10 protein-coding genes are annotated in these 12,985 nt (G+C 40.5%); 6 read left to right on the forward strand and 4 right to left on the reverse strand.

What is annotated here, in order from left to right; translation table 11 throughout:
• Positions 1–169: 169 nt before the first annotated feature.
• The 3 genes from B3297_RS08640 to B3297_RS08650 form a co-directional block, all read right to left on the reverse strand.
• Positions 170–1,384, reverse strand: coding sequence for a DUF763 domain-containing protein (locus tag B3297_RS08640; protein WP_070564034.1), 1,215 nt, complete (start codon positions 1,382–1,384; stop codon positions 170–172).
• 158 nt (positions 1,385–1,542) lie between these two features.
• On the reverse strand, positions 1,543–2,193 hold the full coding sequence (locus B3297_RS08645; protein WP_046673338.1) for a hypothetical protein: 651 nt from the start codon (positions 2,191–2,193) through the stop codon (positions 1,543–1,545).
• A 93-nt stretch (positions 2,194–2,286) separates the two neighbouring features.
• Positions 2,287–5,208 (reverse strand): FAD-binding and (Fe-S)-binding domain-containing protein, encoded by a 2,922-nt coding sequence (locus tag B3297_RS08650; protein ID WP_286778783.1) that lies wholly within the window; start codon positions 5,206–5,208, stop codon positions 2,287–2,289.
• 210 nt (positions 5,209–5,418) lie between these two features.
• Here B3297_RS08650 and B3297_RS08655 point away from each other — a divergent pair, with 210 nt between their 5' ends.
• The 6 genes from B3297_RS08655 (at position 5,419) to B3297_RS08680 (ending at position 10,845) form a co-directional block, all read left to right on the forward strand.
• Complete coding sequence (locus B3297_RS08655; protein ID WP_286778784.1) at positions 5,419–5,922, forward strand: FUSC family protein; 504 nt, start codon at positions 5,419–5,421, stop codon at positions 5,920–5,922.
• 183 nt (positions 5,923–6,105) lie between these two features.
• Complete coding sequence (locus B3297_RS08660) at positions 6,106–6,579, forward strand: Lrp/AsnC family transcriptional regulator (protein WP_046673335.1); 474 nt, start codon at positions 6,106–6,108, stop codon at positions 6,577–6,579.
• A gap of 18 nt (positions 6,580–6,597) precedes the next feature.
• A complete protein-coding gene (locus tag B3297_RS08665; RefSeq protein ID WP_070564029.1) occupies positions 6,598–7,665 on the forward strand; it encodes an EamA family transporter in 1,068 nt (355 codons plus the stop codon).
• A gap of 145 nt (positions 7,666–7,810) precedes the next feature.
• The gene (locus B3297_RS08670) at positions 7,811–8,572 is read left to right on the forward strand and encodes a 5'-nucleotidase C-terminal domain-containing protein (RefSeq protein WP_236560201.1); all 762 of its coding nucleotides are present in this window, start codon (positions 7,811–7,813) and stop codon (positions 8,570–8,572) included.
• Positions 8,550–9,509: a bifunctional metallophosphatase/5'-nucleotidase gene (locus B3297_RS08675; RefSeq protein WP_046673333.1), complete on the forward strand. Its 960-nt coding sequence runs from the start codon at positions 8,550–8,552 to the stop codon at positions 9,507–9,509. The genes B3297_RS08670 and B3297_RS08675 overlap by 23 nt, the downstream gene beginning before the upstream one ends.
• Before the next feature lie 121 nt (positions 9,510–9,630).
• Entirely contained in the window at positions 9,631–10,845 is a 1,215-nt protein-coding gene (locus B3297_RS08680) for an MFS transporter (protein WP_070564026.1), read from the forward strand.
• A 75-nt stretch (positions 10,846–10,920) separates the two neighbouring features.
• On the opposite strand, the gene B3297_RS08685 is transcribed toward B3297_RS08680, so the two are convergent.
• Positions 10,921–12,924 (reverse strand): M13 family metallopeptidase, encoded by a 2,004-nt coding sequence (locus tag B3297_RS08685; RefSeq protein ID WP_046673331.1) that lies wholly within the window; start codon positions 12,922–12,924, stop codon positions 10,921–10,923.
• Between the last annotated feature and the right edge of the window lie 61 nt (positions 12,925–12,985).

Below are 12,985 nucleotides of genomic sequence, written 5' to 3' on the forward strand. Positions count from 1 at the left end.
CGGATTCAATGAGCACGGCATGGCTATTACTGCTTCTGATAAATAAGAAGCATAAGAATAAGAATATCGTAACAACCGCTTTCATTGCGGAGCAAATATACTAGCGGACAACTAATTTTAACGATCTTTAACACATTTTAACAAAACAATTACAATTCGTAGATTTCCGCTAGAAAAGTGACAATTGCAAACCCCGACCATTTGTTCTCAAGGGTTGTGCATCTCCGAAGACTGTTCTGCCACCATATTTCCAAGTATCTCGCCGTTCTTCTGCTATAATTTGTTGAATATCAAATTGTGGCTGAAAATCTTTTTCGCTATCCAAGACAATCTGGTGCAACTTGTTAATCGACTTTAATTTTTCACCGTAACCCAGTTTAGATTTTTCAATGCCTTTTTGCAAAATTTGAATACTTTCATCGTAAATGGTTAAAGGAACTGGAAAAGGATGCCCATCTTTCCCGCCATGAGCAAAGGAAAATCGAGCGGGGTCATTGAACCGTGAAGGCGCACCGTGGATTACCTCACTGACTAAAGCCAATGACTGTAACGTACGGGGCCCAACTCCTTTTAAAAGCAATAAGTCTTCAAAATGGCTTGGTTGACTTTCTCGAGCCACGTACAACATCGCTCCTAGCCTCTTCAAGTCAACGTCCGAAGCACGGACATCGTGATGGGATGGCATAATAAGTTTAGCGAAGTCTTGCATCACTTGAGTTGAATCCTCCGCTACGATCGTCATAATACCTGTTCTATTGGCCGCCGCTTCTGCAGCTGTCAAGTTGAGGATAATACCTTGTGAAGGACCACTGATACCCGCATGTGGTTCTTCAACGAACGATTTGACCTTTTCAGAATGCCAATGGTAACGACGGGCAGTTCCATCCTTTTCATGCATACCTTGCTGCACGACCGACCAATTGCCATTATCCGTCACGATAAAATTGTGGAGATATAATTGGTAACCATCCTGAATAGCGGTGTTATCCACTTTAGCAACAAGCTTACTGCTGCGAATCAAGTCGTTGCCATCTAGTCCCATATCGTTCGAAAGCCGAAGTAGTTCCTGTGGGGTCTGCATGGAAAGCTTGCCTTTACCCCCACAGATATATAGTCCTAAAGATTTCGCATCGGGATTAATAGCGCGTTTTAATGCCCCCATAACAGCCGTTGTGATCCCTGAAGAATGCCAATCCATGCCGAGAACAGCACCAAAGCTTTGAAACCAGCGGGGATCTGCCAGTCTTCTCAAAACCTCGTCTTTACCATAATCCATTAATATTACTTCAACAATGGAGCGACCTAGCAAAGCCATACGTTCGTAAAGCCACGCTGGTACTTTTCCATAGTGTAATGGGAGATCTGCGGTTCCGGATCGTTTCATTTCAAACTAAATATATTAGTACAAATCTATCTCTTTTTTAGATAAAATAAAAACGGCTAGATAGCTTCTAGCCGTTTTTATTTTATGATCAATCTATACACTACATCTGAGCATATAACTTAGGGCGCATCGAAGTAGCGGCACAAGTCACAGCTTCACTACTTACCGGTCAACGCTGACAATAATCCAGCCCGGAACGAAGGATCTTTCTCCGAAAACTCGATCGAATGCTTATAGGTGTCTACATTAAAGAAGAGCTCCGCTGGAGCAGCTTTTTTATTGTCCAAAAATAGTTTAAAGCTGTACGCTGTTTTTTTGGACAAATCAGCATTCACCTTATTGGATGAAAACACATTTGGAAGAATTACATCTTTTGTAAAAGAATCAGTGGTAGCTATTTGAAATAAATCACCTAATGCTTTAATTAAATTGTCAGACTGTTGACCCGACGACGAGATTCTAATCTTACCTTTGGTAAAGCCGACTTCATCACTCGGTTGGCCATCTATTATACCTGCGGGTATAAAATCTACAACCTCAAACTTCGCTCCTACAGTATCCTGTTTGTAAAGAGATTTTGTGATATAAATACGGCTTGAATCCGTTTTAATTTCATCTGTAATACGTAGAAAAAAGTTCTTCTTTTCTGCGCCCGGTGAACCATTCGTAAATTGTTCGATTTTTACACCTTCAATTTTGTTCACCGTTGTTGTATCACTTCCATCAGTTTTCTTTTGATTGGAATTTCCGCAACTAGCCATCAGCACCGTAGCGGTCGCAAGAAATGCTATAGATTGAATCTTGTACATATTGAATTGTTTGTTATCAGTTATTAATGAATATTGCTCTTATAATATTACCATTATTACTGATAACAAACAACTATTAGCAATGTTTTTATTTTATTTCAATAAAGCATCGTATAAAATTTCCACAGGATGATAAGATTTTCTTCCTACACCATCTTTAATCTGATGTCTGCAAGAAGTACCCGCTGAGGCAATTAAAGTACCAGGTTCTGTTTGGCGTATGGTTGGTAATAAAACCAATTCGGCTACTTTCATCGAGATATCATAATGTTCAGCCTCATAACCAAATGATCCTGCCATACCACAACAACCCGAAGGAATTGTTTCTACGCTAAAGTTCGTCGGAAATGATAGGACCTGTTCCGTAACAGTAACGAGATGAAAAGCCTTTTGATAACAGTGGCCATGAAGCTTTACCTTTTTCGTTTCCGACGTAAACTGTTCTGAATGAATACGTCCCGCTTTCATTTCATTCAACAGAAATTCGTCAATCATCAGCGCATTTTTGGCTATTTTTTGTGCGTCAACACGTAAATCATCATCGACTAAACTTAAATACTCATCTCGAAATGTAATTATCCCGGAGGGTTCAACGCCTAAAAGTGGCGTATCATCCGTAATTAGTCCCTTTAAGAAATGGATATTTTGATTCGCAATCTCCTTTGCTTTTTTCACAAAGCCTTTAGAAAGATAAGTCCGCCCGCTTTGCACATGTTTTGGAATGACTACTTCATACCCCAAGGCAGTCAGCAACTTATATGCGGTAATGCCGATCTCGGCATCATTATATTCGGTAAATTCATCCGAAAAAAGGTAAACCCGACGCTTACTATCACTTGCCACTGCTTGTTTTTTTACCCATTGGGTTAAAGTCGTTCCATTGACTGTAGGTAAGGAACGCTTTGGCGCAAATCCTACTGTTTTTTTGACTACTCCTGACAAGAAATCATTTTTGACCACAAAGTTGTAAATGGGCGCAACCCAAGATCCGAGTTTCTGAGACTGGGTGAAATTAGCGATTAATTTTGTTCTAAATCCCGCACCATGCTCATCATAATAGTGCTGCAAAAATTCGGCTTTCATTTTGGCCACATCCACACTGGAAGGACACTCCGTCTTACAGCCTTTGCAGCTTAAACAGAGATCCATGACCTCTTTGATCTCCTCATGATCGAAACGATTTTTCTTTGGGGAATTCGTTAAAAATTGACGCAACATATTTGCCCGCGCCCGTGTCGTATCTTTTTCATTGCGCGTAGCCATGAATGAAGGGCACATTGTTCCACCGGTAATTTCAGTCTTTCGGCAATCTCCCGAACCAGAACACTTCTCCGCCAACCGAAGAATAGACTCATCTTTAGAAAAATCGAAATAGGTCTTTATTTCTGTTCGGTTGCTATCGTTGTCATAACGTAAATGAGAATCCATTGGCGGCGTGTTGACAATTTTATTTGCATTAAAAACGCCCTGTGGATCAAAGATATATTTTACATCTTCAAGCAATTTGTAGACTTTTTCACCAAGCACTTTGCCGATAAATTCGCCGCGCAGACGACCATCACCGTGCTCACCACTCAGTGAACCGTTATATTTTAATACAAGGTCGCTGGTTTTTTCGAGGATTGAACGAAATGTACGCTTCCCTGCTGCTGTTTTCAAATTCACAAAGGGCTCAATATGTAGTTCCCCGGCTCCCGCGTGCGCATAATAGGATGCATGCACCCCCTCTTCCACCAAAAGTTTTTGGATATCACGCACGTAAGCAGGTAAATCTTCAGGCGACACCGCACAATCTTCAATCAAATTTACAGGTTGACTATCCCCGGGTAAATTGCGAATTAGCCCCAGTCCTGCCTTGCGTACATCCCAAACCAAATTGGTCTGTTCAATACCCGTAATGTAGGGATAAGCATAACCAAGCCCGCGGGCTACAAGGTCCGCTTTCAGTGCCATCGCTTTTGCCTCTGTTTCAGCGGCTGTCTCCCCCCTAAACTCAACAATTAATAAAGCCTGGGGATCACCCTCAATAAAAAAACGATTATACTTATAAGTTGGATGCCCAACCGTAAAATCCATGATGTATTTATCTACCAATTCGGATGCTTCCGGCTTGTGCGCTAAGGCTACCACATTACCGTGCATACACTCTACCATATCCGCAAAATGAACACAAAGTAAGCCTAGTTCCTGCGGTGGTAAGGGCATCAGTTTGAGTTTCGCTTCTGTAACAATAGCCAGCGTTCCTTCGGACCCTGCCAACAAATTACACATATTGAAAGGTGTCGAGCGATCGGCAAGGATATCCAAAGCATAACCGGTATTTCTGCGCGTGATAGATCGTTTTGGATAGCCCGCTTCAATGGCGCTTAAATGCTCGGGGTCTGTCAATAATGCATTCATATTACGGTAGATATCCCCCTCACGACCAGCTAATAATAATTTCTTAAAATAGGCTGCTTCATCAACTGCTTCAAAGGTCACTTCAGAACAGTCGTCCAAAAGTACATTGGCCGAAATCAAATTGTGTCGTGTATCGCCCCAAACAATCGAATGCAGACCCGAAGAGTTATTGCCAATCATTCCACCTACCATAGCACGGCTTGCAGTCGAAGTTTCAGGGCCAAACATCAGTCCGAACGGTTTAAGATAATTATTCAAGTCGTCACGGATCACACCAGGTTGTACCCGAACCCACTGCTCGTCGACATTAAGTTCAAGTATATGGTTAAAATGACGAGAAATATCCATGATAATGCCATTGCCTACTACCTGACCAGCTAAAGAAGTGCCGGCGGTACGTGGTATGATTGTGACACCGTTGTGCCGCGCAAAATCAATTATTTTTTTGATATCATCATGATCGACGGGTATGGCTACGGCCAAGGGTTTTTCTTGATAAACAGATGCATCTGTCGAATAGGCAAGCAACATCGTTTGGTCCTTCGTTTCATGAGTATAATAGAGCTCCCCTTTGAGTTGAGACGCTAATAAGGCTAATTGATTTTGATCTTTCACTTAATCTGCATTTATGTATGAAACAAATTTAGTCAAATTTATCCATCGGAAAAAGAGAAGATTGCAAGAAATACCCAAATCAAAAACAAAAAACGCATAAAAACGCAAAATCAAACAAATTACCATAAAAGTCAATTTTATTTCGTTCCTTCCGACAATGCACGTATTTTTGTGGCGCTACATCATTTAAATTAACGATTCATATCTTATATGCGTAATCTATTCCTTCGCTATACGCTGCATTCTGATTTTATTATATACACCATCCGGGTATTGATTGGCTTCCTTATAGGTTATCCCCTTTTCATATCTTTTCCCCAATATTCGGTTTCCTGGACACTAATCTCCATTATATTGGTCATTTCACCGCAAGAGAATGAGTCGAAAAAAATAGCCATCGACCGGGCTAAATCCAACTTTATAGGATCAGCAATTGGTCTCAGTCTATATTTCGTTCCCATTTCGCAACTCTATGCCATGATTATCGGTATTGTTGCATCATTGATTACATGCAAGCTACTCAATATTATGGCTGTGGCAAGGACATCCATGGTGGCACTCATTATCGTCTACCTTCACGAACAGCAAAGTCGCTCTTACTTCGCCGCTTTGGATCGCTTTGGCTGTGTGTGCTTAGGTTGTCTGATTGGATTGGGCGTCATCCTGTCAACGAGTAATATTATTCTGAAATTAAGAAAAAGGTACAATTGTTGAGTTATACGCCTACCTGTCTAAAAGGCAATATACTTACCTTCAGTACCATAGCCCAAATGGTCAAGATTTCTTTCTTATAAATAAGAATAAAATTCACTCAAATTTCCGATCACTCAGAATTATATTCAGAATTTTATATACAATTTTGAATTTTATACTTTTTTGCCTACCTTTGCAGTCGAAATGACAAAAGTAGAATATAATTTAGACCAGGTCGACTATAAAATCTTGCGCCTAATGCAGGATAATGGACGGATCAACAATGCTGACATCGCAAGAGAATTAGGCATGGCACCATCGGCGATCCTCGAGCGCGTAAAGAAGCTCGAGCAAAAAGATGTGATTTTAAAGTATAGTGCCAAGATCAATCCTGCCGCGGTCGATCAGAAACTTTTATCGTTTATTTTTATCAAAGCCAATGATATTATTGGCGAACAGGGTGTAGGGTTGGCACTTGCGGAAATCCCTGAAGTTCAAGAGGTACACGACATTGCAGGTGACGATGGTTACCTTATTAAAGTAAGAACTGCGGATTCTACAGGTTTAGTGGATCTCATGCGAAATACCTTAAGTAAAGTGGAAGGTATTATTTCAACGCGGACAACAATTGTACTTCAGACTGTCAAGGAAGATCAGCAGGTTGTCATACCTGAGTAATAGAAAGGAGGTTTAATCATGTTGCAAGGACAAAAAAAGGCTGCTAGCCCATTAATGGTTGTAGTTGCTTATTTCATTATTTATGTGGTATGGGGCTCGACCTTTTTCTTTATAGAAAAAGCGTTGCATAGTTTCCCCCCATTTATTTTGGGTTCGTTTCGATTTGTTGCAGCCAGTGCAATTCTAATGACATATTGTGCTATAAAAGGGTATAGATTATTTAACAAGCGTTCTATTCAAGAGGCCGCAATCGTAGGTTTTTTATTGCTCTTTGTCGATATGGCCGGGGTTATCTGGGCCGAGCAATATGTGTCTGGTGGTGTTGCCGCTATTATTGCCGCAGCCGCTGCAATCTGGTTTATTTTATTGGATAAACCCAAGTGGAAAGAAAACTTTAGCAGCATTAGCACGGTTGCTGGTGTAGCATTAGGTTTCTGTGGTGTTGTGATGCTTTTCGCTGAACAGATCATGGCGACCAATGATCATACAGACGGTACGCTTAAGGTAATTGCCCTATCTATTTTGGTATTGGGTTCTATCGCTTGGACTGTAGGTTCATTGATTTCCAAGTATTTTAAAAAATCCGAAAAAGAAGAAAAAGAGGACCTGCATGTTATGGTGAAGACTGCTTGGCAAATGGTTACCGCAGGTGTTCTCTTTAATATCACGGCGCTATTTACCGGTGAATATGCATCATTTACACTGAGCAGTGTAGCACCTATTGACTGGTTTAACTTGGGGTATTTAATCACATTTGGTTCCATCCTTGCTTTTAGCTCGTATATTTGGTTATTGCAGGTACGTCCAGCAATGGAAGTAAGTACCTATGCTTATGTGAACCCAATTATTGCACTTATATTAAGTCATTTTTTTACTTCGCATGTGGTGACCTCATTGCAAATTGTTGGACTAGCGGTTATTCTATTCTCGGTCCTATTAATGAACTGGAAAGCATATCGTACCAAGCTGTCCTCGCGCAGCAAAAGGAAAAAGATCCTTCAGCAGGAGAATAGTTTAGAGCGTTTGATAGCAGCGGATCCCCAAACGGACAACAAACATATTCCTGAGACGGAATTAGTTCATTAGGTTGTTATTTTTCTAATTATATGGGCAAAGCTTAACGTGTAACAATGTTAAGCTTTTGTTGTTTTTAAAAATTAGCTAACATTGGATAAGATTTGTTCATATATAATTGGCTAACTTTGCGTACTATTTGGTTAAATTAAAAAGAATGAATATTTCGAAGCAAATTGCCTTTATTGGTAGCCTTGGTGTCGCTTCGCTTTTGATGATTACAGGTTGTACAAAACAACTCCATCCAACGCAAAAAGATTTCCAACAATATCATATCAATAGCGATATGCAAGCTGATCCTGCAGTCGTGTCAATCTACGAACCCTTCAAACACAAAATGGAAGCGGAGATGAATCGTGTGATTGGACATGCGGACAAGGCATTGACAAAAGAGAAAACAGCGGAAACATTAATGGGCAATTTTTTTTGTGAAGCCTTGTTGTGGATGAGTGAACACAATGCCCATAACCCCGCGGATTTGGCGTTCGCAACAAAAGGTGGTATCCGAAATGATCTTAAAGCAGGCGATATTACAGTAGGACATATTTTTGAGGTTATGCCCTTTGAGAACACATTGACGATACTCGAGCTCAAAGGTAGTCAGATTCGTCAGCTGGCTGACTATATTGCTACAACACATGGACAACCTATAGCCGGAATGACGTTGACAATTACGGGCAACAAAGCTCAGGACATAAAGATCAAAGGTCAAGCTATTGAAGACAATAAGTTATATAAATTAGTGACCTATGATTATCTTGCCAATGGTGGTGACAACCTCAGCCTGTTGACACAACCTGTATCCCGGGCTAATTATCCGCAACGCATGCGTGAAGGTTTGATTGAATATGTGAGCGAATTAACAAAAGAAGGCAAAAAAGTAAATGCAGAATTAGATGGAAGAATTAAAATCAATTAACCGAAGATCTTTTATCAAGCAAGTTGGTGGATTTTCTGCTGCAGTTGCTTTGGGATCACTTCCTTTTCAAGTCGACGCGAAGAGCAAAAAGGTAAAACTTACAATTTTACATACCAACGATGTTCATAGCCGTATTGAACCGTTTCCAATGGACGGCGGGAAATATCAGGGATTGGCTGGTGTTGCGCGCCGAAGTACACTGATCAATAAAATCCGCAAAGAAGAAGAACATCTTCTATTACTCGATGCAGGCGATATGTTTCAAGGTACCCCCTATTTTAATCTTTTTGGAGGAAAACTTGAACTTGACCTCATGACAAAGTTAGGTTATGATGCCGGGACATTTGGAAATCATGAATTTGACAATGGTCTTGACGGTCTTGTAAAGTACCTGGATCACGCTAAATTTCCGTTCTTAACGGCAAATTACGACTTCAAAGGAACCGTATTGGAGGGCAGAACCCAAGATTATACCATATTCCATAAAGGTGGAATAAAAATAGGCGTGTTTGGACTAGGGGTAGATATTGAGGGATTGGTTGACCCCAATAACTTCAGGGGAATGAAATATTTGGATCCTATTGAAGTTTCCAACAAGGTGGTCCGCACATTGAAAGAAAAACACAAATGTGATTTGGTCATCTGTTTATCGCATTTGGGCTATCAATATGAAAACGACAAGGTGTCGGATCTGATCCTTGCCGCCAAAACCTCAGACATTGATCTCATTATCGGAGGACATACGCACACCTTCTTAAATGAACCAACACTGGTTACAAATTTAAAAGGAACAAAGACCGTTGTGAATCAAGTCGGTTTTGCTGGAATTAATCTAGGACGTATTGACTTTATTATGGAACCAGGGTCTGACAAGAAACAAATGGTCGCAAGTACCTATCAGGTCAATCCTACAATTCCGGAGTCCATGTTGGCATAATATAATCTAATTTTAACAAATGCCAAGTTGACTAATCAATTTGGCATTTTTTTTACCAATACTATAAGAAGACGTATGAAGTAAAAACTTATACGGTCTATACACGCTGATTCGTCATTCAATGAAAAGAATTTTATCGATTTACCTCGACTCCTTTAAGGGACTGTCTCAAGCCGCATGGCTACTTGCCATAGTGATGCTCATTAATAGAATGGGAAGTATGGTGATTCCCTTTCTTGGCCTCTACATGACCCAGGTTCTACATTTTGACATTAAACAGGTCGGTGTGGTATTGATGAGTTATGGATTCGGCTCCGTTTGTGGTTCCTATATTGGTGGCTGGCTGACTGACCGGATTGGCAGCTTCAAGGTTCAGTTCGGAAGTCTGGTATTGGCGGCCCCTTTATTCTTACTGATCCCACATTTCAAAGAGGTACAGTCCTTATCCATCATGATTTTTACGTTAAGCTTAATCTTTGATGCCTTCAGACCTGCAAACTCCGTGTCAGTGGCAAGTTACGCTAAACCCGAAAATATCACGCGCGCCTTTTCATTGAATCGTCTTGCCATAAATCTGGGATTTTCAATCGGCCCGGCGGTGGCTGGATTTTTGGCCACCATCTCATTCAATTGGATCTTTTATGGAAATTCTTTTGCCGTCCTTTGCGCTGCAGTGATTTTCTTTGTCTTTTTTCATAAACGAGAAAAAAGAAGCGATATTAAATCTACAAAAGAGATTACTGCTGAAAACGAATTACCTCAAAAGACACGAAATCCCTATACCGACCTGCCTTTTGTCTTATTCAATATCTTTTGTTGCATTTTCTCATTCTGTTTCTTTCAGTTGATCACAACGTTACCTATTTTCTACCGAGAAGTTCACCATTTGAATGATCACCAAATCGGATTTCTACTCGGCTGGAGTGGATTCGTTATCGTATTACTGGAGATGTTCATTGTCCATATAGCTGAAAAAAGATTCTCGCTTATAAGCACGCTCGTCTTTGGAACATTTTTATGTGCCAGCTCTTATGCCATGTTAAATTTTTCAGGTGGACTCGGGTGGTTATATTTCACATTCTTTATCTTCGGCCTTGGCGAGATGCTGACACTACCATTTATGGCAACGGTTTCTGTTAACCGTTCGACACCTAAAACACAAGGAGCATACATGGGGTTCAATTCGTTGGCATTTTCAGCTGCAAATATATTTTCGCCGCTTTTAGGGACTAGCATTGTCGATTCCTTCGGTTTTACAACCTTATGGTGGGCAACCGCATTAACCTTATCTGCTACGGCGATCGGATTCTACTTGGTTCTGAGATGGATGAAGTAACCTACACTTGAGAAATGAAAAACGGGTGTATGCTCATGTGAGATACACCCGTTTTTCATTAAACATGCCTGAAACCTACCAAATTTTGATACGTTTATCGACCGGAACAAACATTTTGTCGCCGTTCTTTGTATCCCAAGCCTTATGGAAAGCATCTAGGTTAATGATTGGGGCAAAAGCACGGTACTGTGCTGGAGAATGTGGATCAGTTTTTACTTGATTGACCACAAACTCATCGGTAGTTTTCGTTCTCCAAATCGTTGCCCAGGAAAGGAAAAAGCGCTGGTCCTGTGTAAAACCATCTATTAAACCAGGATTTCCCTTATCGTTCAGATAGAGTTGCAATGCATCAAAAGCCACTGATGAGCCACCTAAATCCCCAATATTCTCCCCTAATGTAAAGCGACCGTTCACAAAAACACCTGGTACAGGTTCGTAGGACTCAAACTGACGTACCAAAGCATCAGCTGCTGCTTCAAATTTCGCCTTATCACTGTCGCTCCACCAATTGTTCAGGTTTCCATTCCCATCGTATTTCGCACCCTGGTCGTCAAATCCGTGCGAAAGTTCGTGACCAATTACCGCACCAATACCGCCGAAATTAACTGCAGCATCAGCTTTATAATCATAGAATGGCGGCTGAAGAATCGCTGCTGGAAAGACAATCTCATTAAACAGTGGACTATAGTAAGCGTTCACAGTCTGTGGAGTCATCCCCCATTCAGATTTGTCCACTGGCTTATCTTGTTTCGCCAAATTCTGGTAAAATGCCCATTTACTCGAAGCTAATACATTTTCATACAACGATGTCCCAACATCAAGTTTGCTAAAATCTTTCCATTTATCCGGGTAACCAATTTTAACTTTAAACTTAGTCAGTTTGTCCAATGCCTTTACTTTCGTTTCATCCGACATCCAAGTCAATCCCTTGATATGCTGCCCGAAAGATTTAACGAGGTAGCTTACAAGCTCTTCCGCTTCAGCTTTGGCCTTTGGAGGGAAGTTTTCTTTCACATACAATTTCCCTAATAACTCACCTGCGATCGAATTGACAAATTCCACACCGCGCTTGTCCAGAGCACGCTGCTCCTTTTGTCCTTTTAACTTACGACCCCAGAAATCAAAATACAGATCATTTAACTCCTGTGTAGTATATGACGCTGCATTATTTAAAATATGAAATGTCAATAGCTCTTTGATCACCGGTAGATTTTCAGGGTTGAAAACCCGATCCAAATTTTCGTAATACTTTATTTCCGGTACAATAACAGTATCAGCCTTAAAACCGACATCCTTTAGGTACTTTGCAATATCGACGTTTTTCACAATCTTTTTTAGATCGGCTACAGCGATCGGATTATATCGCCCATTTGCATCGCGTGATTGCTCAACGGTTTTAAGGTTTGCCGCCAGCTGCTTTTCAAAGGCGACAATTTTTGGACCTTTTAAATCCTTCGTAATTTGGCCTGATTTAGCATAAAGTGCAGAAATATAATTTGAATAATCCGTTAACGTTTCTTCGTTCTTCTTATCTTTTACTTGATAATAAGAACGTCCAAGCCCCAGACTTCCTCCGCCGAGGTATACTGTATTAACATCGGAATTTTTAAGATGCGCATATACATAGCCACTAAAAAAAGGATTTCCACCAATCGGTGCTACCTCAACAAGATAGTTGTATAAATCATCAAAATTTTTAATTGCTGCAATTTTAGCAAGATAAGGTTTAACAGGTTCTAAACCAAGTTTATTACGTGTTTTCATATCCACAAATGATTTATACAAATCACCTATCTTCTGATTGTCTGTACCCTTTTGGAATTGTCCAGTTAGCGATTCTTGCAAGACCTTCAACGTAGCAATATCGGTGTTTTCACGCAATTCGTCGAAAGAACCCCAACGTGCTTTATCAGAGGGTATTTTGACTGTTTTCATCCAGTGTCCATTCACAAAATTATAAAAGTCATCTTGAGGACGAACACTCTTGTCCATGTAACTCACATTGATTGCGTTGTTTTGCGCTTGGCCCGCCAATGAGCCGCAGGTCAACAAAGCTGCTAAAAGTAGATTTTTCTTCATATAAAAATTTAGTTTGTCTATCGCTATACACAAACTTAAGCAAAGTTCTTCTATTGTTAAT

Source organism: Sphingobacterium sp. UBA3519, from assembly GCF_002377215.1.
Classification (GTDB): Bacteria; Bacteroidota; Bacteroidia; order Sphingobacteriales; family Sphingobacteriaceae; genus Sphingobacterium; species Sphingobacterium multivorum.